Below are 19,895 nucleotides of genomic sequence, written 5' to 3' on the forward strand. Positions count from 1 at the left end.
GCCATGACCAGTTCCACCGCACCCATCATCACACGCGACCTCGTGCTGCTCGATGTCGCCATCGACGGCGACAAACAGGCCGTCATCGCGCGGTTGGTCAACGCAGTGGCCGCCGCGGGCCGCACCGACGACGCCGACGGACTCATCGGTGCCGCGATGGCGCGGGAGGAACAGTCGGCCACCGGCCTGCCCGGAGGCATCGCGATCCCGCACTGCCGGTCCCCGTACGTGGACACCCCGACGATCGGGTTCGCGCGACTGACCCCGGGTGTCGATTTCGGCGCGCCGGACGGCCCCGCCGATCTGGCGTTCCTCATCGCGGCCCCGGACTCCGGCGGCCAGGAGCACATGAAGCTGCTGTCCAGCCTGGCACGGGCGTTGGTGCGCAAGGACTTCGTGGAGTCGCTGCGCAACGCCGGTTCGGCCGACGAAGTGGTCGCGCTCGTCGAAGGCGTGGTCAACCCCGCGCCGGCGGCACCGCCGGCCCCCGTCGAGAAGCCGGCCGCCAAGACCATCGTGGCGATCACCGCGTGCCCGACCGGCATCGCCCACACCTACATGGCCGCCGACGCGCTGGCCGCCGCCGCCAAGGAGGCCGGTGTCACGCTCGTCGTCGAGACCCAGGGATCCTCGGGCAGCACCCCGCTGCCGTCGGACACCATCGCCGGGGCCGACGCGGTCATCTTCGCCACAGACGTCGGCGTCAAGGACAGAGGCCGCTTCGCCGGCAAGCCCGTCGTCGCCTCCGGAGTCAAGCGGGCCATCAACGAGCCCGCCAAGATGATCGCCGAAGCCGTTGCGGCCGCCGACAATCCGAATGCCCCCCGGGTCGAGGGATCCGGCGCGGCGGCGTCCGAGGCGCCGTCGGGCGACGTCGGCTGGGGCACCCGCACCCGGCAGATCCTGCTGACCGGCGTGAGCTACATGATCCCGTTCGTCGCGGCGGGCGGCCTGCTGATCGCGCTGGGATTCCTGTTCGCCGGCTACGAGATCGCCGACACCGGCAACGACATCGCGCTGAACAATTCACTGACCAACCTTCCGCCGGGCGGTTTCCTCGAGTACCTGGGCGCGATCCTGTTCAGCCTGGGCGGGCTGGCGTTCGGCTTCCTGGTTCCGGCGCTGGCCGGCTACATCTCCTTCGCGATCGCCGACCGGCCGGGCATCGCACCCGGCTTCACCGCCGGCGCGCTGGCGGTCTTCATCGGCGGGGGCTTCATCGGCGGCATCGTCGGCGGTGTGCTGGCCGGCTTCGCAGCACTGTGGATCAGCAACCTCAAGGTGCCGCAATGGTTCCGGGGCCTGATGCCGGTGGTGATCGTCCCGCTCGGTGCGTCGCTGTTCGTCGGCCTGATCATGTTCTTCCTGGTGGGCCGGCCGCTGGCGCTGATCAACAGCGGCCTGACCAACTGGCTGTCCGGACTGTCGGGCACCTCGGCGATCTTCCTCGGCATCATCCTCGGCCTGATGATGTGCTTCGACCTGGGCGGTCCGGTCAACAAGGCCGCCTACGCGTTCGCCACCGCCGGGCTGGCGGCCGAGACCACCGCGTCGTTCGAGATCATGGCCGCGGTGATGGCCGCCGGTATGGTGCCGCCGCTGGCGATGGCGCTGGCCACCACCATCCGTCCCGGCCTGTTCAGTGAGCCCGAGCGCGAGAATGGCCGCGCCGCTTGGCTTCTCGGCGCTTCGTTCATCTCCGAGGGCGCCATCCCGTTCGCCGCGGCCGACCCGCTGCGGGTGATCCCGTCGATGATGTTCGGCGGCGCCATCACCGGCGCCCTGTGCATGGCCTTCGGCGCGACGTCACGCGCCCCGCACGGCGGCATCTTCGTGCTGTTCGCCATCGACAACAAGCTCGGCTTCGTCATCGCCCTGGTGGCGGGCACCGTCGCGGCCGCGCTGGCCGTCGTCGCAGCCAAGCAGTTCATCAAGGCCGGCGCCAAGACCGAACCCGAGCTCGTCACCGCCTGACCGTCCGTCCCGCCCTCAACGAAGGAGTATCCATGCCCACCAAGACCGTCATCGTCGGATCGGCCATCGGCCTGCACGCCCGGCCCGCCGCGATCATCGCCGAGGCTGTCGTCGAGGCCGGCGTCCCGGTCACGTTGTCGATGGACGGCGGTGAGCCCGTCGACGCCGGCTCGGCGCTGATGATCATGACGCTCGGCGCGGGCAACGGCGCCGAGGTCACCGTCTCCTCCGACGACGAGGACGCGTTGAACAAGGTCGCCGAGCTGGTCCAGCAGGACCTCGACGCCTAGCCCACCCCGCCGGAGTCGCATTCCACGCGTCAAATCACCCCGCGACCGCATGGAACGCGATTTCGCCAGGACCGAGGCCGGCAAGAAAGCGGAACGACCCCTCGCCGGACACCCTTAGCATTGCCGGTGTGCCGTTCACGCATCGCCTCGAGCTGACTTTTCGTGCCGCGCCGACAAGGCCGGAATGTTTGCTGCCGGCCCGCCTGCGACCGGATTTCTCGGGGGGTGACGTCAGGTGCGGCGAATTGGTGCGCTGATCGCCGCCCTGTTCCTGGTGCTGTTGACCGCTCCGCCCGCGAGCGCGATCGAGCCGCCGATCGTCGACCCGGCAGCTATCCCACCCGACGAAACCGGCCCCGACCAGCCGATGGAACAGCGTCGCATCTGCGCGGCGCCCACGGTCTTCCCCAACTCGAACTTCGCCGACCGCCCCTGGGCCAGCGATTACCTCCGGCTGACCGAGGCACAGAAGTTCGCCACCGGCGCCGGCGTAACTGTCGCGGTCATCGACACGGGAGTCAACGGTTCGCCACGGGTGCCCGCAGAACCGGGCGGTGACTTCGTCGACCAGGCCGGCAACGGCATGTCGGACTGCGACGCCCACGGCACGCTCACCGCGGCTGTCATCGCCGGACGCCCCGCACCGCACGACGCCTTCATCGGCGTCGCACCCGACGCACGGATCCTGTCGCTGCGCCAGACGTCGGACAGCTTCTTGCCCGTGGGCGCCCGCACCGACCCCAACGATCCCAACTCCACCCAGACGGCTGGCTCACTGCGCAGCCTGGCCCGGGCCATCGTGCATGCGGCCAACATGGGCGCGCAGGTCATCAACATCAGCGAGGCGGCCTGCTACAAGATCACGCGGCCGATCAACGAAGCCGTCGTCGGCGCCGCGATCAACTACGCCGTCAACGTCAAGGGTGCGGTGATCGTCGTGGCGGCCGGCAACACCGGCGAGAACTGCACGCAGAATCCACCGCCGGACCCCGCCGTCCCCGCCGACCCCCGCGGGTGGCAGGAGGTGCAGACGATCGTCTCACCCGCCTGGTACTCACCCCTGGTGCTCACGGTCGGCAGCATCGCACCCAACGGACAGCCGAGCGGCTTCTCGATGCAAGGCCCCTGGGTCGGCGCCGCGGCACCGGGCGAGAACCTGATAGCACTCGGCTACGACGGCAACCCGGTCAACGCGCTGCAGGGTGAGGACGGCCCTATCCCGATCAGCGGCACATCGTTCTCGGCGGCCTACGTCTCAGGGTTGGCGGCCCTGCTCAGGCAGCGATTCCCGGAGCTGACGCCTGCCCAGATCATCAACCGGATCACCGCCACCGCAAGGCATCCCGGCGGCGGGGTGAACAACGTCGTCGGCGCCGGCGTGATCGACCCGGTGGCGGCGCTGACGTGGGACGTCCCGCCGGGTCCGGCCGATATTCCCTACAACATCAAGGAGATTCCGCCGCCGGTGTACGTGCCGCCACCCGACCGCAGCCCCATCACCGGCGTCGTCCTGGTCGGCGTCGGGTTGGCCGCGCTACTGGGTATCGCAGCGTTGGGCCGACGAGCGTTGAGGCGCCGATGAGCAGGTTCGCGTCGATCTTCGGGCTGCGGTTCACCACCGGGCATGCGCTGTGGGCGGCGGCGTTGATCCCGGCGTGCATCCTGGTCTTCGCCCGGCTGGAGCTGCTGTGGCTCGGAATCACGCTGGGGGTGCTGATCGGTCTGGCGTCGGTGGTGACGATCCGCGGCCGCCGACTCACCGGCTGGGTGGCGGCGCTGTTCGCCTGGCGCCGCAGGCACAGGCAGCCGCCGCCCACTCCGTCGGAGCCCGCGGTCGGCGCCACGGTGATTCCCGGCGACCATGTCGCGCTGCGCTGGCAGGACGACTACCTGGTGTCGGTGATCGAACTCGTGCCGAGGCCGTTCACCCCGACGGTGATCGTCAACGGCGAAGCCTTCACCGACGACGTCGTCGAGACCAGGCTCGTCGAAGATCTGCTCACCGCTTACTGTCCCGATCTGGAAGCCGACATCGTCTCCGCGGGGTACCGGGTCGGCAAGACCGCGCCGGCAGCACTGGTCGCACTCTACGAACAGGTGGTCGGGCCCTACCCCGCACCGGCGAGCCGGCGAACGTGGATCGTGCTGCGCGCCGATCCGGACAAGACCCGCAAGTCGGCGTTGCGACGCAACGAAGGGGTCGCCGGGCTGGCCCAGTACCTGGTGTCGTCCACCACCCGGATCGCTGATCACCTGGCCAGCAAGGGTGTCGACGCGAGGCCGGCGCGCAGCTTCGACGACTTCGACCGCGCGACCGAGATCAGTTTCGAGCGCGAGACCTGGTCGATGGTCAAGGGCCGCAGCACCTTCACGGCCGCCTACCACGCGCCCGGCGGCCCGGATGTGTGGTGGTCGGCGCGCGCCGACCACACCCTGACCAGGATGCGCATCGTGCCAGGGTCCGCACCGACGACGACGGTGCTCCTCACCACTCTGGCGAATCCGTCGACACCACGCGGCTTTTCGTGCCTCTTCGGCGGTCAGCGCGCCGCGCTGCTGGGCGAGAACCCGGTGACCGACCGACACTACGAGCTGCCGATCGGATCAGCTGGTGTGCTGGTCGGCGAGACCGCTGACCGCTACCCGGTGTACATGCCGTTCGACGACGTTGACGTCAGCATCAACCTGGGCAACGCACGACTGTTCACCCAGTTCGTGGTGCGTTCGGCGGCCGCGGGAGCGGCGGTCACGCTGCAACCGCAATTCGAGGAGTTCGCCGGATTCGTCAACGCCCGAATCGGGCAGGTGGCGAAGGTGGCATGGCCCCATGCGACGACGTATCTGCGGCCGCACCCCGGTGTCGGACGAGTCATGTTGCGCGACGACTTCATTGCCACTCCTCGGCACAAGCAGTTGCCGATCCGGTTGATCAACCCGCGCGAGGAGAGCCGCTACCAGATGGTGCTCGAGCCATGACCGGGCGGACTCGATATCGGGAGGAGGGGTAACGGGGTAATGGCGGACGAACTCAAGGTCGACCCCGATGATCTCGACACGAAAGCAGGTACGGTCGAAGCGATTCCATGGGGGGAAGACCCCTCCGCGGTCGCGGTGGCCGACCCCGACAAGCTCACGCCGACGACAGCATCGGTGCGCAATCTGATCAAGAACGCCGAAGCTCTCGGCGCCGAGCAACGGTGGGGAATTGCCGAGGGCCGAAGACTCGCTGAGACGTTGAGACTCGTCGCGCAGGCATACCGGGCGGTCGACGAGGCCTCGGCGGGCAACATCGACAGCACGCTGCCGGGAGGCACGTCGTCACCGGCACCCGCGCCCGTCCCCATCCCACCCAACTCGGTGCCCGCACCGCCGCCTCCCCCGCCGATGCCCGGCTTCGAGAACGTCGCCGCTGATGGCGACATCCTCGATCCCATCGAGACCGACAACAAGCTGCTCGAGGGCGATCAGGCCGCCGCGCTGCGGGCGGCAGCGGCGCGGTGGAGCGCCAACGCCGTCCGACTGGCCGACGCCTCGGCCCCGTTCGAGATCAAGATCCAGAATTGGGAAGGCGTCGCCGCCGAAGCCGCGTACATCAAGTTCAAGTCCTTCGGCGGTTGGCTGCAGACGTTGGCAGGCAAGTGGACTCAGCTGGCGGCCGAGGCCGAGAAGCTCGCGGCCGCACACGACCAGGCCAAGGCGGCCAACGCACCGGTCCGGGCCCAGTACGAAGCCCTCCAGACCCAGTTGATGACGACGCCGATGGATGGCGGCGCCCAACGTGCCGTTCAGCTGCAGATGGAGCAGCTCTACCAGGAGTCCGAGGCGATCCGCGAGACCTACGCGAAGGCCGGGCAGCCCACGCCCGTGCAGCCGCCGCAGCCGCGGCCCGATGCCGTGGCGCCGGCCGCGCCGGTAACAGGCAACGGTGACCCGAATCGCCGTGGTGTGCCGGCGCACACGGAGGAGGAGTCACGGCGGGGCGGCGGTTCCGGTGCCGGACAGCCGTCGGGGTCGGGTGGACAGCAGCCGGGCGGGCAGCCGCAGATCCCGCAGGAGGCTCCGGTGTCCCCGATGTCGGCGGCCGAGCAGGCGGCCCAAGGCGCGCAACAGGCTGCGCCGCAGGGGGGTTCGCAGGGCGGGTCACCGGGCGGCGGCTCTCAGGGCGGCGGGTCTCAGGGCGGCTCACCCGCGGGCGGTTCGCAGGGCGGCGCGCCGGGCGGTGGAATGCCCGGTCTCGGCAAGGGCGAGCCCAAGTTGCCCACAGATCCCAGCCTGAGGCCGGCCGCAGCAGGTGGCGGAGGCTCCGGCGGCGGTGGTGGCGGAGGCGGAGTTCCCGCCGGCCCGCTGCAACCGGCGGTCGGCGCGGAGACCGTGGCGCCGACGCCGATCGTGCCGGCGGCTGCGGCGGGGCCGGGGGTGAGCAGCGGTTCGGGCGGCGTCGCCGGCGGCATGGGCGCCGGGGGAATGGCGCCCATGATGGGCGGGGCACACGGTGGCGGAGCCGGTGAGAAGAAGCGCAATCCCGCGCTGTCACCGGACGAGCCGCTCTACGTCGAAGACCGACCGCACACCGAGCAGGTCATCGGTGTGCGGCCGAGGCGGAGGGGCGCTGCCGAGGACACGAAGAAGGGGGACACGTAGTGACTGACGACATGCATCCGGAAGTGGCTGCGGTGCTTCGACAGGCGCGGCGACTGCAGTCGCTGATGGACGAGCAGTTGGACAAGATGGCGACCGAGTCGTTCACGGCGACCGATGAGAACGACACCGTCGAGGTCACGCTGAACGGCCACCAGTGGCTCAAGGATGTCTACATCCAGGACGGGCTGCTGCGGCTGGGCGCCGAAGAGGTCGAGCAGCGCGTGAACGAGGCGCTGCACAAGGCAAGTGCGGAAGCCTCGGCCTCGATCGACGCCGACCGTGAGCGAATTGACGCGGTCGTCGCGGAGATCACGGCGGAGATTTCGGACGACGAGCGGGAGTAGCGCGGTGGGCGGCGAGACGATCTCGGTAGTGCGCTCATCCAACCCAGTAGGCCTTGCAGAGGCTTCGGAAGCGATGCAACGGACGATCAGCGCGCTGGACGACCTCATTGAGAGCCGGCAGCGGACTCTGGACCAACTCAGTCTGGTCTGGTCCGGCGCAGCGAGCGACACCGCGATCAGGCGCGGACGCCGCTTGTTGCGGGAGAAGAACAACTTCCGCGACCGTCTTCACGCTATCCAGACGACATTGTTCAGGGGTGGCAGCCAACTGTCAGCTCTCCGTGAAGAGATCCTGTCGACGACAAGTCAAGCAACCACGCTGGGCGGAATCGTCGGCGACGACGGCTCGGTTCAACCGACGTCGGTGGCGCACATGCTCACGCCGACCATCGCCACGGCTTACTCGACCGTATTGCGCAAGCTGCTCCACACATTCGAGGCTGTCGACGAGGCCACGGCATCCGGCCTACGAGGCGGGCGTCCTGGTACCGGCGAGTCCATCTATCAAGCAGTCGACTTCGTCGTTGGCGGTGGCGCACCAGAGGCTCCACCTGATCAGGATCCCGCTGCCACTACGAGGCGACAGAATGAGATCAACGCGTTCAAGCAAGTATTCGGACGCCACCCGGAGTCACCGACGGACTGGAAGACAGCGGCCGCCCTTGATCCGCATAGCTACGACGATAAGTACAACGACGAGCCGCCGAGCGTCGTCGTAGGGCGCATCGAGCCCGTACCCGGGCAAGGAATCGTCAAGTCGGGACTCTTCATTCCGCGGGATGTCGTCTTCAACGTGCCACGCGACGATCTCGGTGACAACCGCGGGTTCGATCCCAATTTTGGTCCGGAGGAAACCCGCGTCAGCATTTACGTCGACTACGAAAACGGTCTGGTGATCGCGCGACAGAACCCGTCAGTGGATACCGCTGGCAATGTCCGCGTGCTGACACCTGATATCAAGGTGCAACAGGCACCAGGCGGGGCGGTGCGAATCCAGTACGAGGCGGCTAACGGTTTCGCGCCCCCCGGTGCCGAGCTTTCGGGTCATGTGGTTCGCGGTGACATCGTCGTTACGCCGGGGGCGGGTAGCGCGGCCGCAAGCGTCGATGGCGTCATCGGCGACTACCCGTCGTTGGAGGTCTACCAGGACTTGCCAACCGGCCAAACCTACACGCTCGTCCAAGACGCCGCGGACAGTGGCAATGTGTACGGCCCGCTGACAGAGCTGCCGTTCTCGCACGAAATTGGCGAGGGCACAGCGGCTTTCGCACCTTTCGAATCCCTTACTCCGCAACTTCCCGGCGGACCGCGCTATCCAGGCGACGCTATGCCTTACGTTCCCGGGCGCGTTGATCCGAATACGCCGACCGAACTCGCACCGGCTGACAAAATCCCCAACGTCGTCGTGGTCAAGTAGGCGATCGAATATGAACCCACAGACTCGTGTTGGTAATCGCCCGACCGCGTTCTGGGCCGCGGCCACGATAGGCGTTCCAGTCTTGCTGTCCGCGGCGCTGCTACTCACCCTGGTGTTGGAGATGTCGATAACCGCAGCCGACCTTCACCGTATGACATCGCGATTCATCGCTATTGCGATCGTGGAGGTGCTGCTGACAGTGGGGTCAGTCTGGGGTACAAGAAAATCCACTGCTGTGGGAGCAGGGACAGCGGTGGCCGCTGCGATCGTCGGCATCATTCTGGTCGCCGGGGCGGTGTTGACGTTGTGAGGCGGGCCGACTTAGGGCAGTTCTTCGGTCCGGCAAGCCTGATCGGTGTTGTCGCCGGAACGACATACTTGATGCTGATAGTGCTGCAGGTAGTCGAGGTCAACTACGGGTTCGCCGCCCTGGTCATCGCTGGAGCGCCGCTCATGCTCACATGGGGATGGGTGAAACAGCTCGGCACCGGTTTGGTGCTCTCGATTTGCGTGCTTCCGCTGACCGTCATCGCCTTTCTTGTCGGCGCAGGTTTGGGAGGGAGCGCGTTTGGCTGATCGCGCTATTGGGGTTTCGCGCGCATCGATATGGTGGCCCAGAGCGCGACAAAGAAGTCCGCGTACTCATGAATATCGGTGTCGTTGAGGGTGCGCAGGCTCTCGTAAGCTGGTGAGAGCCGAACAGACGTCGACACAGCGCAACTTATGCGTTGACTTGGGAGGATGGGATGACGAGGCGCGCTGTGGAGTGGTGCGTGTGACTTCACCTCCCCCCGGTCAGTGGTCTCCCCCGCCAGGTCCGCCTCCATGGGGTTCGCAGCAGCCGGGTCCGCGAGGCGGTGGCGCAGCCAAGTGGATTCTGGGCGGCTTGGCGCTTCTGGTAGTCGTCGTCCTGACCGTTGTAGCCACGTTGCTACTCACACGTGGGGATTCTCAAACGGGAACGCCGCAAGCGTCGTCGCCATCTGCAACCACCCCCGCCGATACCTCACCAATCGCGAGCGCCGAGGATGACGGTCCGGTCGAGGTAATTACTGAGGACCCAACCTGTACGGCATGGGGTCCCATCGCAGAAACCTTCTCCGCGCAAGCGTCTAAGGGCTGGAACGACCGGGATCCGTCCATCCCTGCTACTGGGTGGACGGCGGCCCAGCGAGCACAGCACGAAGCGATCGCGGACGCCATGGCTTCGGCCGCCGATCAGACGGTGGCACTAGTCAAGTTGACGACCCACCGCGTGATGCGCGAACTATACGACCAATCCATCGCGTACTGGCGTGCTTACGCCGCAGCGGTCCCTGCTTATACGCCGAATGATGATCATCTCGCCCGAGTGGCTACCGCCGCTGCCAACGCTGTGGGCAATATTTGCTCGGCGATTACATTCGGCTCAGCCGCATCTAGGGCGCCACTCGTCGCCCCCTCGCCTGCTCCGTATGGCGTCGGCGAACTTGGGAATCCTCAGAATCCGGCGCGCTACGTGACCGAACCTCTCTCGGTATGTCCCGACTGGATAGCCACTGCGGAAGAATTTGATAATGCCACTGCGGCGTGGCTAAATACCGACGCGAATATTCCCGCTTCTCAGTGGTCGCCCGAGCAGCAAGCAATTTACCTAGATGTGTTACCAATAATGCAATCCAATGCTGGTGAAATGCAGAATCTTGGCGCACAAAGTCTCGACCCCGTCTTTGATGACTTCGCTGCGCTTGCGGCACAATATCGCAGAGCCTTTGTACAGTCGATTCCCAGTTACTTGCCCGCTGACGGATATCTCGCGAACACTGCAGCAGAGCTGAGCGCTGCGAATAGTCACGCTTGTAGGGCTGTCGGGGCTAGCTGATGGGCATCGAGAAGGCGGCCGGTGAATTCATCGAAGAAATGACCGAGCCTGCAGGTTGGCCTGATATCGACGAGACGCTTATTTCTGATCGGGCTAAAGCAATGCTGGACATTCGCAATTCTGTCCACGCCACCGCGAGCGACTGGCGAGATCAGCAGACACATATGTTCGACGGTGATATATGGTCAGGCGGCGCCGCATCTGCCGCCAACTCGTCCATTCAGCAACGCATTGATGCGTTCAGCAGGTTGGAGGGCGACGCCGCCAAAGCGTACAGCTACTACAATCTTGTTGCAGGCATAGTTGAGCAAACGAAGAGTGCGATCAATCGTAATCTGGCGACTGCTCAGGGCGTGATTAAGAGTATCCGCGAATCTGCTACCTACAGCGAAGCAACTAAGACGGCGCTGATTAAGATGTACGTTGCTTGGCAGAATTCGGTAAATAGCGGACTGGTCAGCGCTGGTGTACCGCAGGTAGTCGACTTCAAGACTTTTGTTCCAGCACCAAATTCCATCCCAATACCGGTTCGGCCTTCGACTGCAGAACCGCCAGGACCCAATCCGCCGCAAGTGCGCTTTGCCACCACGAATTACGGCGCCCCGAGAATAAGTGCACCCATAACCCAATCGGTTAGCCCGCCCCCTCCTATGACACGGTCCGATGGTCAGGGAAGCAACCCTGGTTCACCGCCACTGGGCAGCCAAGCGACGGCATCCGCCCCACCTGACATCTCACCAAGCAGTCCCGGCGGCCTGGGCGGCCCAAGCTCCGCCCCAAGCCCTTCATCACCGTCGACATCGATGAGCTCGTCGGGTGGTGGGTCGTCATCCGGCAGCGGCGGCGCGAGTTCGTCCGGAGGTTCCCCGTCGGGATCAGGAGGGTCGTCCTCCTCATCCTCCGCAACCCCGTCATCGGTTGGCAGTCAATCGGCCACGGGCGCGGCGGGCGGTCAGCCCGCCGCTGCGTCGCCACCCAACGCCGCCAAGGCGCAGCCTTCTCCAATGCAGCCGCTGATGAATCAGGCGCCGCCGCCGTTGGCCTCGTCCGCGCCAGCGACATCACCGGCCCCACCACCGCCGGCGAGCAGCCAGCCCGCCACCACGTCACCGGCAACATCATCAGGCGCCGGACCAAGCAGCGGAGGCATCTCCGGCGGTGGCTCCGCTGGCCCCGCGCCCCTCGGCGGCCCAGCCACCAGCGGTCCTCCGCCCGCACCGCCTGTTCCCCTCGGCCCGCCCACCACTCCGGCACCGCCGGCGCCACCACCCGCCACCGGCGCTCCGGCCGCAGGCCCGGCAGCAGTCGGTCCTGGTGTCGCGCCGATGTCAACTACCGGCACCGCCGGCGGTGCGGCACCGGCGCCCATCCCGGTGTCCACCGCCCGCGCCGAGCGTGACGCGATCGCGGCCGCGTCCACTGCGGGCGCCCTGCGCCGCAAGACCAACGGCGCGGACCCCCTGCAGCAAGCGCGCCACATCGCCGCCGCCCTCAACGTCGGCATCATGGACTTCGGCTTCTTCTGGGTCACCGGCGTCACGATGGACGGCATGATCGTCGTCGCCAACAGCTACGGCCTCGCCTACATCCCCGCCGGGGTCGCCCTTCCCGACCAGGTCCGGATGGCCACGGCCGACGAGTCGATCCCGGCCGGCGAGCGCGCCAAATGGGCGACCTACCCGATACTCGCCGTGCAAGGTTGGGCGCAGCGCCACAACCAGCAGCTTCGTGCCGTCGTCGCCACCGAAGAGCAGTTCGCGAACTTCGACCCCGGCGTTGCGAAGATCATCCTCACCCAGGACGACATCCCTGAAAGCGGCCAGATGCAGGGACGCAGCCGCCTGGAAGTCATCGCACCCGAGGCGGCCCAACGCCTCAGCGCTGTCAGCGATTTCGGCTTGAACGACCTGTTGCCCCCCGCCACAGCAGACCTCGAACCACCGGCAGACGACAGCGCCCGGCTGTGGTTCGAGGTGGCCAAGCCCCTGATGAGCACTAATCCTCAGCGCAGCGGTCCGCATCTGCAGGCATTCGTCGCCTATGCCAGGCACGCCGAGGAGTTGGCGCTCCATAAGGCGCACAACGCCGCGGACCCGAGCGACCAACGACTGGCCATCGCCGACTGGGTCTACTGGCAGCACCTCGAGGTCCTGCTCACCGACGCCGTCGGCACGGATGCGGCCGTGTAGGTACCGTCGGTACGGATGCTTCCGTCGCCTCCACGACAGTGGCCGCACCCAGGCCGTCTCAACATTCCCGGCTACCCGGCCAACGGCCCCACAGAGAAATGGTCGGTCAGGGTCGCGGTTCTGCTGGTGCTCACCCTCGTCACCGTCGTCACCCACCAGGGGATGCCGCACGACGCCGGCCCACCACCGCCCGCGACGCCGGTACCCTCCGTGGGCCCACCGGTCGACGCATCCCAGATTGCCAGCGCCGAGGACGAAGACCCGGTCAGCATCGTCACCGACGACCCCACCTGCCCGGAATGGGAACCCATCACCGCCGCGCTGAACACCGCACTCGGGAACGGCTGGCATCAGCGCGATCCCTCGGTTCCGCAGACCGAATGGACCGACGACCAGCACACCCAGTACCGGGCGGTCGCCGTGGCGATGCGCGCGGCGGCCGACAAGTCCGTCGCGCTCGCGAAGCAGACCCCGCACCGGGTCATGCGCGAACTCTACGAACAGGCCATCGCCTACTGGCGCGCCTACGCCGACAGCGTCGACGACTACCGCCCATCGGCGGACCACCTCGCCGGGGCGGCCACCAGCGCCGCCGAGTCGATCCAATCAATCTGTGCCGCCATCGATTTCGGAGCGGCGGGGGCTCGAGCCGCCTTGGTGCTGCCCGGACCTCCCCCGGTGCCCGAAGGACCGCTGGCCGACCCCGGCCGCCCGCCGCGGTTCATCACCGGGCCGTCGGCATTCTGCAGCGAATGGGTCACCATGGTGAACGAGTACGGCACCGCCACCCGCGAATGGCGCGACCGGCACGACCCGAATCTCCCTGCCTCACAGAGTCCCCCAGACCTACGGGAACTCAACGCCAAGGCGGCGACGGTGATGCAGCAGAACGCCGACCGCACTCAGCTACTGGGTCTGTTGAGCGGCAACCTGACTGCCGCTGACTTCGCCGCGCTCTCGTCGCACTACCGGCGGGCGTACGCGATGGCCCTCCCCAGCTATGGCCTGCCCGACACCCACCTCGACGACGCGGCATCCCGGCTTCAGTCCTTGACCGACCACGCCTGCCGGGCGGTCAGGAAGTAGTCACCTTGGCCCCGGGATCCCGACACCGTCGATGGCGCGACCGGAGGTCTCGTCGGTCGCGTCGTACCGGTCTGCAGCACTCCTGAGGTCGGCACCGTAGGTGCGTGCGCTTCCGGCGATCTTCGTCATTTCCGTTGCCACCGTGGTTCTCGCCGCGTTGCAGGCAGCGGCAGTCTGTAGCTGAGGTACCGCAGCCGCCGCGTCACCAAGCGGGGCGTCGGCCTGCAGGCCGGCCATCCGGTCGCCGGCGGAGTCGAAGTCACTTCCGACCCGGCGCATCACGCTCGTGTCGACCTCCAGGGGCGCGCTCACAACTCGATCCTCTCGTCGGATTCCGCAGCACGGTGACGGCCCGGACGCTGTCCGCCGTCGGTGTCGGTTTTCTCCTCCGGCTCGGGCGCACGTTCGGCGTGAGGCTCAGCGGCGGCCGCACCCTCCTCGCGGGTTGCGGCGGTCGGAAGCTCCCCGGACGGTGTTCCTTTTTGCCCGTCCTTCGCGCCTTGATCCCCGAACTGCCCCACCATCTGCTGAACCTGTTGTCCGGCTTGCTGAGCGCCCTGCATGATCCCCTGCGGTACCGCCGCGACGGCACCCATCACCTGCATCGGCATCTGAGCCATCTGGCCTGCCATCTGCATCGGCATGCCCAGCGAGTCCGCGCCACCGCCGGCAGTGGAAGGCAAACTCCCTCCGCCGGCGCCTGTTCCGAGTGGGTCAAGCCGCGACTGCATCTGTTCGTGGATCGCCGCGCCGTTGCGCGCGTCAGTCTCGGCGTACACCTGCGCGGCGCTCACCACGTTCTGTGCGGTGCTGGTCGCCTGCGCCTGTATCAACGGCAGTTGGGTCGCGATTGGTGCCTCGACCGCCGGAATCTGCCCGATGATCGCCGCGGACAGGGGATCGTTTCCGACCGGATTGAACGGCGCCGGCGCCTGCGGCAACTCGCGCGCCGATTCCAGCAACGCACCGCCGGCTGCGCTCAGTTCCTCGGGGTCGACCGAAAGAGGGGGTGTGCCGCCGGTTGCCATGTCTCCCCCCTCAGAACCTCAGGTTTCGCAGGACGTCGTACACCCCGGCGATCCACAGCAGCATCGGGATGACCGCCGCGATGGTCGCCCCATCCAACAACTCGAGGATCCGTTTCGTCACCGGTGAGATCCTCCGGACGCCCTCACTTGCACCGATGACGATCACGGCCAGCAGAGCCAAGGCCGTGTAGATCGCCAACAACAGCCACGCACGCTCCGGGTACCACAGGCACAGCCGAACCACGACGCCCGTCGGGACCGCCACGGCCGCAGCCATCAGCGCCCACGCGCACCACCGCTCGGCGTACAGCCTCGAGCGAAACCCACACAGCATCGTCACCAGGCCGGCGACGATCATGCTGTGCAGGAAGAAATGGCCTTGCACCACAACGGCGATCGAACCGGCCGCGAGGATCAACGCGCCGGCGCTCAAGAATCCGATCAGCAGCCGCTTGGCGAGCCGACTGCGCTCCGTCAGCCGTGCCGCCGAACTGGGCACCGACGCGATGATCGCCTGCCAGGTCTCGGATTCCTCCGACGCGTCCGTCGTCGTCACCGGGTCCAGGAGCTCGTCGTTGGTCACCGTCTCACCCGGTGCCGGGATCGGCGGCAGCGCGATGCGGGCCACGGCCACCGTCAGTTTCGCGGCGTTGGTGACGACGATCAGGCCGAAGGCTATGGCACCGGCGGGAACCCAGTCGTTCCACCCGTAACCGAACGCGACCGCGGCGATCGTCAGCGCCAACGCGATCACCGCGAGGAAGGCCGCGACCTCTGCTCTTCGCCGTGGGCCGCCACGCGTCGCCAGCACCATCAACAGGACCAGGGCACCCGCACCCGCGACTTGCGGTGCACCAAGGCTGTCCACACCCTCCGGTAGCGGAACGGCCAGCACCACCGCACCGACGAGCGTCACCAGTGAGGAGACCAGCAGACTCTCGGCCATGTCCAGGTGTCGATACCGGTTCTGCGCCAGGACGCTACCGCCCATCAATCCGGCACCGAGCACACCGAGCGCGACGGCCCACCACCAGTCCCGGCCGGTTGATGACCACGACAGGATCGCAACGCAGGCGACCATGAATGCTGCGAGCGGCAGAATGAGGCCGACGAAGCGGTACAGCGCACTGCGGTCGAACTCAGGTGTCTCGTCGAGGACCGCGATCGCGTCGATCACGTCCTCGACGAGAGGCCGGTACCGCTCGGTGCGGCTCACCGACACGACGGTCAACAACGAGCCGTCAACGACGCCGGCGTCATCGAGGGATTCGGTGAGCTTGATCGGCGGGGCACCCGGCCGCGCGAATGACCACACCCCCTGCGCCTTGAAATCGAAGTCGGCCAGCACATTTTCGGGGGTATCGGCGAGAATATCGGCCAGCACCGACACCGTCTCATCGACATAGGTTTCGATGGGCGCGGCCGACGGTAGCACCAGATCGGTCATCCGCCGGCCGGTCAGGATCGTCACGCGGGTGGTCGTCGGACGACCCGGAGTGACGTTCGACGACGTCGGGGGTGCGACCGTCGCGGTCAACGCCGCTCGAGCCTGTCGAAGTCGTCGGACAACGCCGCGGCGAGTTCGACGATCTTGCGGTTGAACGTCTTGCCCAGCAGGCTGAGTTGAATCTCGGTTCCCGCCGCGATGTGCTTGTCCCAGGGCAACACGATCACCCGTCCCGCGGGCACGTGGCGTTCGAACTGCTGCACGAGATCCTCGACGTCGATGTTCGGCTTACCCGGGGTCACATGGTTGATCACCACGCACGAACGACCGAGCAGGTCCTGATACCCGTTCTGGCGCAACCAGTCCATCGTGATAGCGGCCTGTCGCGCGCCGTCGATGGAGGCACTCGCGACGATCACCAACCCCGACACGGTGGACAGAACGCCGCGCGCGCCCGGCTGGAACAGTCCGGCGCCGCAATCGGCCAGGACGAGGTTGTAGTAGCGCGAGACGATCTCGGTGGCCTCGCGCCAATCCTCGTCGTTGAACTCGCGGCGCGCAGCGCTGTATTCGTCCGAGGAGAGCACTTCCAGATTCGAGGCGTTCATGCTCGTGTAGGCGCGGATGTCGTTGTACCGGTTGAGCTCTTTGTCCGACAACAGGTCGGTGATCGTCGCCGCGGACTGACGGCCGGCTCGGTCGGCGAGGTTACCGCCGTCCGGGTCGGCATCGATCGCGAGTATCCGGTCGCCGCGGATGCTGGCGAGCGCAGAGCCGAGCGCCACCGTCACCGCTGTCTTTCCGACGCCACCTTTGAGCCCGAAAACGCCGATGTGGTACGAGTCGCGGGCGTTCCGGCGGATCCGGGCGTGCAGGTCGAGCTCGTAGAGCTCGTCGGCGGAGAGCCCGAGATTGATCCTCGTCATCACGTAAAGCCAGTGCCGCCAACCGCGTTGGGACGGCATTTTCACCGCGGACCGGACTCCGACGTGCGACAGTGCGTCGATCGCCCGGTGGTTGCCCATCGCTGCCGCGGAGGTCGGTGCTGTTGGCTGTCGCTGGTCGGTCGGCTCGCCGTAGAACTGCGACGGCGGAGGGGCCGGAGCTGGGCGCGGCGCAGGCGGTGGCGCAGAACGTTGTTGCTCGTGGCGGGCACCCACCGGCGGCGCCTGCGGGGCGCGCATCATTCCGTTGTTGGGGACACGTTGCGCGGCGGTCTGATTCGGCGGCTGCAGACCGGTGATCGGGCTCATCACCTCCGTCTGCCAGGTCGGGGGCGCCTGCATGGCCTGTGCGCGCGCAGCAGGCATGGGGGGCGGGGTGGCATCGCCATTGGGCGCGTCACCCGGGGGCGCCACGGTGTCCCGGCCGGCGGGCGGGGTGTCACGGTCCGACTCGTCGGCCGTTCGGGCGGCATCCGGGGAGTGGAAGAGCCGGTCATAGTCGGCCGACATGGTTGCCTCTCAAAGGGTTTGAGTGATGAAGAACGGGGTGCACGCGGTGGGCGACAACACAGCGTGTGGTCGCCCATCGCGCACATGGTCCCCGACTGGTCAGGTGAACTGGCCCGCCACGCCCTGATCAGCGCCGAACATGTCGCCACCGGAGCGGCTCAGAGCTTCGCTGAGGCTCTGCAGCGCCAGATTCAGCTCCTCAGAGTTCTGGTTCCAACGGTTCTGGACGGCGTCGTAGGCCATCTGCCCGTCACCCGTCCAGACGGCCTGCAGACGGGTCAGCGCTCCGTGGCCTTCTGCCAGCAGCCCGGCCACCTTTCCGACCTGTCCGCTGATCTCGCCTGCGTCACTTTCGATCCCGGCAAAATTGTATGTAATCACCTGTGCTCCTTGAATGTCGAAGTTGGGTTCGGTAATGGGGCTCTACAGGACGCTGCCCATGGAGTTCGTCAGGCTGGACGCATTGTCCGCGTCAGTGGTGTCGTACTTGACACCGCTGATGTTGATGTTCTCCGAGATGTCGGCGAGCAGGCGATTCTGCTGATCGGCTGCCTCGCGGTACCGCATCATCGCTGCCTGCGCCGCATCACCGGCAGCACCTCGCAGATTCGCCGAACTCGCCGCGGCGATCGCCTCGATCTGCGCGCGCACTGCCTGGAGTTCGCCCGTGATCCGGTCGAATGTTGCCGCCTCGGCGGCCAATACTGCGACGTCTGCTTCAAGAGCCATGTGTTGACCTTCTCTCTGTTACCGGCGTTTCGGTTTCCCTGTGCACTCGCCACCTCGGCGAGCCCTCCCGACCCAGGTGGCCGGTAAGTCTGTGGTGGACGACTACCAGTCGTCGTCGTCGTCTTCGCTGAGATCGTGTTCCAAGGGTGCAGGCGCGTTCAGTCCGGGTTTGTTGCCGCCGCTCTTGCCGCGCTGCCCCAGCATTCCCATCGGCCCACCGCCGCCCATCCCGCTTCCTGCGCCCACCGGGGCGAGGCCTGCACCGGCGCCGGCGCCGGCCCCCGCACCCACTGCCACGGCACTCACCGTCGGCTGCAGTCCCGAGCCGACGAGGTTCGACATCAGCGGTGTGCGCGCCGCGGTGCCACCGGCGCCGGGTAGCGACGCGGCGCGAACCAGGCCCGCACCCGTCGCCGCACCCGAGCCACCGATTGCCGGGTGGTTGGAAAACGGTGTGGCCCCCAGCATTCCGATCTGGGCACCCCGGTCACCGCCGAGACCGCCCATCTGACCGAACAGCGACGACATCTGCTGCAGCGGCTGGGTCAGCTGCTGGAACGGTTGGGTGACCCCTTGCATCATCTGCTGCGGCAACTGCCCGAGCGTGGACCCGAGCTGCGACGCCATCTGCATGCCCATCTGCATGCCCTGCTGGGGCGCCTGCTGAAGGAGTTGGCCTTGTTCCGCTTGCGAGCGGCCACTGTCGGCCGCCTGTTGTAGCAGCCCCTCCGCGTGGCCCGCCTTCTGGTTGACCTCGTCCAGCTTGCCGACGACGCTCACCTTCGTGAAGGTCGCGTTCCGCGCGGCGGCGCTGGCGATCCCCGGAGCCGCACTTCCGATCGCCGTGGCCATCGCCGCCTGGGTGCTGCCGAACACCGTGATCGGCTTCGGCGGCGCCACCGGCTCGAACGTCGAGTTGAGGATCGTCTCGGTTTCGTAACCGGTCATCACCGCGGCGGCCTGGTTCCACATCCGTATGTAGTCAGCCTCGTTGACCGCGATCGGGACAGTGTTCACACCAAGGAAATTCGTCGCATTGAGCACCGCGTTGGTGATGTGGTTGGTCTCGATCTCCGGCAGTTGCGGGGTGCTCGTTGCCGCAGAAGCCCACGCGGTGGCTTGCGCCGACGCCTGCGCAGCGCGCTTCTGGGCCTGCAACGAGAGCATGCGCAACCACATGACCATCGGCATCGTCGCCATGACCGCCCGCTCGCTGGCCGTGCCCTGCCACATCTGGGACAGCGTCGCGAGGCTGGCCGCGAGTTCGTCCGCCTGGGTTTCGAGTGAGATGGCGAACGCTTCCCAGCCCGCGGCGGCCTGCAACATCGGCACCGCACCCGCTCCGGCCTGCAGGCGCGAAGTGTTGATCTCGGGAGGAAATGCTCCCCAGATCGGTGGGATGGGAATGCCGATGGTGGCCATGGCTCAGGCGACT

20 protein-coding genes are annotated in these 19,895 nt (G+C 67.1%); 12 read left to right on the top strand and 8 right to left on the bottom strand.

All coding sequences use genetic code 11. The annotated features are described in order from the left end of the window. The first annotated feature begins 3 nt into the window (after positions 1-3). The 10 genes from BN976_RS05785 (at position 4) to BN976_RS33515 (ending at position 10,527) form a co-directional block, all read left to right on the top strand. The gene (locus tag BN976_RS05785) at positions 4-1,974 is read left to right on the top strand and encodes a PTS fructose transporter subunit IIABC (RefSeq protein ID WP_036368674.1); all 1,971 of its coding nucleotides are present in this window, start codon (positions 4-6) and stop codon (positions 1,972-1,974) included. A 32-nt stretch (positions 1,975-2,006) separates the two neighbouring features. Beyond that, positions 2,007-2,264 carry an HPr family phosphocarrier protein gene (locus BN976_RS05790; protein ID WP_011777418.1) on the top strand — a complete coding sequence of 86 codons (258 nt, stop codon included), beginning with the start codon at positions 2,007-2,009 and terminating at the stop codon, positions 2,262-2,264. Between the two features lie 235 nt (positions 2,265-2,499). After that, positions 2,500-3,846, top strand: a complete 1,347-nt coding sequence (mycP, locus tag BN976_RS05795; RefSeq protein WP_036368675.1) for a type VII secretion-associated serine protease mycosin — start codon at positions 2,500-2,502, stop codon at positions 3,844-3,846. Beyond that, positions 3,843-5,240 carry a type VII secretion protein EccE gene (gene eccE / locus BN976_RS05800; protein ID WP_011777416.1) on the top strand — a complete coding sequence of 466 codons (1,398 nt, stop codon included), beginning with the start codon at positions 3,843-3,845 and terminating at the stop codon, positions 5,238-5,240. The genes mycP and eccE overlap by 4 nt, the downstream gene beginning before the upstream one ends. 39 nt (positions 5,241-5,279) lie before the next feature. Further along, complete coding sequence (locus BN976_RS05805) at positions 5,280-6,905, top strand: PPE domain-containing protein (protein WP_036368677.1); 1,626 nt, start codon at positions 5,280-5,282, stop codon at positions 6,903-6,905. Then, positions 6,905-7,249: a YbaB/EbfC family nucleoid-associated protein gene (locus BN976_RS05810; protein WP_011777414.1), complete on the top strand. Its 345-nt coding sequence runs from the start codon at positions 6,905-6,907 to the stop codon at positions 7,247-7,249. The genes BN976_RS05805 and BN976_RS05810 overlap by 1 nt, the downstream gene beginning before the upstream one ends. Positions 7,250-7,253: 4 nt before the next feature. Continuing rightward, complete coding sequence (locus BN976_RS31980) at positions 7,254-8,666, top strand: WXG100 family type VII secretion target (protein WP_145977917.1); 1,413 nt, start codon at positions 7,254-7,256, stop codon at positions 8,664-8,666. Positions 8,667-8,676: 10 nt separating this feature from the next. Then, entirely contained in the window at positions 8,677-8,976 is a 300-nt protein-coding gene (locus tag BN976_RS05820; RefSeq protein ID WP_036368681.1) for a hypothetical protein, read from the top strand. After that, a complete protein-coding gene (locus BN976_RS05825; protein WP_036368682.1) occupies positions 8,973-9,242 on the top strand; it encodes a hypothetical protein in 270 nt (89 codons plus the stop codon). The genes BN976_RS05820 and BN976_RS05825 overlap by 4 nt, the downstream gene beginning before the upstream one ends. 625 nt (positions 9,243-9,867) lie before the next feature. Then, positions 9,868-10,527 (top strand): ESX-1 system-associated protein, encoded by a 660-nt coding sequence (locus tag BN976_RS33515; RefSeq protein ID WP_145977918.1) that lies wholly within the window; start codon positions 9,868-9,870, stop codon positions 10,525-10,527. A gap of 1,021 nt (positions 10,528-11,548) precedes the next feature. Here the strand turns inward: BN976_RS33515 and BN976_RS34560 are convergent. Then, on the bottom strand, positions 11,549-11,677 hold the full coding sequence (locus BN976_RS34560; RefSeq protein WP_268748841.1) for a hypothetical protein: 129 nt from the start codon (positions 11,675-11,677) through the stop codon (positions 11,549-11,551). A gap of 175 nt (positions 11,678-11,852) precedes the next feature. Between BN976_RS34560 and BN976_RS05830 the strand changes: the two genes are divergently transcribed. Then, on the top strand, positions 11,853-12,716 hold the full coding sequence (locus tag BN976_RS05830; RefSeq protein WP_036368684.1) for an EspK C-terminal domain-containing protein: 864 nt from the start codon (positions 11,853-11,855) through the stop codon (positions 12,714-12,716). Positions 12,717-12,731: 15 nt separating this feature from the next. Then, positions 12,732-13,802 (top strand): ESX-1 system-associated protein, encoded by a 1,071-nt coding sequence (locus tag BN976_RS05835; RefSeq protein WP_036368686.1) that lies wholly within the window; start codon positions 12,732-12,734, stop codon positions 13,800-13,802. Here the strand turns inward: BN976_RS05835 and BN976_RS05840 are convergent, their stop codons facing one another. From BN976_RS05840 to BN976_RS05870, 7 genes are all read right to left on the bottom strand, one after another. Further along, positions 13,803-14,114 carry an ESX-1 secretion-associated protein gene (locus BN976_RS05840; protein ID WP_011777408.1) on the bottom strand — a complete coding sequence of 104 codons (312 nt, stop codon included), beginning with the start codon at positions 14,112-14,114 and terminating at the stop codon, positions 13,803-13,805. It abuts the gene before it with no gap. Beyond that, on the bottom strand, positions 14,111-14,830 hold the full coding sequence (locus tag BN976_RS05845; RefSeq protein WP_036368688.1) for a hypothetical protein: 720 nt from the start codon (positions 14,828-14,830) through the stop codon (positions 14,111-14,113). Before BN976_RS05845 ends, BN976_RS05840 begins: the two co-directional genes overlap by 4 nt. Positions 14,831-14,840: 10 nt before the next feature. Then, positions 14,841-16,367, bottom strand: coding sequence for a type VII secretion integral membrane protein EccD (eccD, locus tag BN976_RS05850; protein WP_011777406.1), 1,527 nt, complete (start codon positions 16,365-16,367; stop codon positions 14,841-14,843). Beyond that, positions 16,364-17,731 (bottom strand): MinD/ParA family ATP-binding protein, encoded by a 1,368-nt coding sequence (locus BN976_RS05855; RefSeq protein ID WP_036368690.1) that lies wholly within the window; start codon positions 17,729-17,731, stop codon positions 16,364-16,366. Before BN976_RS05855 ends, eccD begins: the two co-directional genes overlap by 4 nt. Positions 17,732-17,830: 99 nt before the next feature. After that, positions 17,831-18,112 carry a WXG100 family type VII secretion target gene (locus tag BN976_RS05860; protein ID WP_011777404.1) on the bottom strand — a complete coding sequence of 94 codons (282 nt, stop codon included), beginning with the start codon at positions 18,110-18,112 and terminating at the stop codon, positions 17,831-17,833. Positions 18,113-18,154: 42 nt separating this feature from the next. Continuing rightward, positions 18,155-18,460, bottom strand: a complete 306-nt coding sequence (locus BN976_RS05865; RefSeq protein ID WP_011777403.1) for a WXG100 family type VII secretion target — start codon at positions 18,458-18,460, stop codon at positions 18,155-18,157. A 102-nt stretch (positions 18,461-18,562) separates the two neighbouring features. After that, on the bottom strand, positions 18,563-19,882 hold the full coding sequence (locus BN976_RS05870) for a PPE family protein (protein WP_011777402.1): 1,320 nt from the start codon (positions 19,880-19,882) through the stop codon (positions 18,563-18,565). Positions 19,883-19,895: the final 13 nt, after the last annotated feature.

This window comes from Mycolicibacterium austroafricanum (assembly GCF_000612725.1).
Classification (GTDB): domain Bacteria; phylum Actinomycetota; class Actinomycetes; order Mycobacteriales; family Mycobacteriaceae; genus Mycobacterium; species Mycobacterium austroafricanum.

Bases quoted from the DNA above. Each gene is read 5' to 3' on its own strand.
- BN976_RS05785 (WP_036368674.1), top strand. From the start codon at position 4: ATGACCAGTTCCACCGCACCCATCATCACACGCGACCTCGTGCTGCTC.
- BN976_RS05830 (WP_036368684.1), top strand. From the start codon at position 11,853: ATGTCAACTACCGGCACCGCCGGCGGTGCGGCACCGGCGCCCATCCCG.
- BN976_RS05855 (WP_036368690.1), bottom strand. From the start codon at position 17,731: ATGTCGGCCGACTATGACCGGCTCTTCCACTCCCCGGATGCCGCCCGA.
- BN976_RS05790 (WP_011777418.1), top strand. From the start codon at position 2,007: ATGCCCACCAAGACCGTCATCGTCGGATCGGCCATCGGCCTGCACGCC.
- BN976_RS05870 (WP_011777402.1), bottom strand. From the start codon at position 19,882: ATGGCCACCATCGGCATTCCCATCCCACCGATCTGGGGAGCATTTCCT.
- BN976_RS05835 (WP_036368686.1), top strand. From the start codon at position 12,732: ATGCTTCCGTCGCCTCCACGACAGTGGCCGCACCCAGGCCGTCTCAAC.
- BN976_RS05865 (WP_011777403.1), bottom strand. From the start codon at position 18,460: ATGGCTCTTGAAGCAGACGTCGCAGTATTGGCCGCCGAGGCGGCAACA.
- BN976_RS05805 (WP_036368677.1), top strand. From the start codon at position 5,280: ATGGCGGACGAACTCAAGGTCGACCCCGATGATCTCGACACGAAAGCA.
- BN976_RS05845 (WP_036368688.1), bottom strand. From the start codon at position 14,830: ATGGCAACCGGCGGCACACCCCCTCTTTCGGTCGACCCCGAGGAACTG.
- BN976_RS05820 (WP_036368681.1), top strand. From the start codon at position 8,677: ATGAACCCACAGACTCGTGTTGGTAATCGCCCGACCGCGTTCTGGGCC.
- eccE (WP_011777416.1), top strand. From the start codon at position 3,843: ATGAGCAGGTTCGCGTCGATCTTCGGGCTGCGGTTCACCACCGGGCAT.
- BN976_RS34560 (WP_268748841.1), bottom strand. From the start codon at position 11,677: ATGCCTCCGCTGCTTGGTCCGGCGCCTGATGATGTTGCCGGTGACGTG.
- BN976_RS33515 (WP_145977918.1), top strand. From the start codon at position 9,868: ATGGCTTCGGCCGCCGATCAGACGGTGGCACTAGTCAAGTTGACGACC.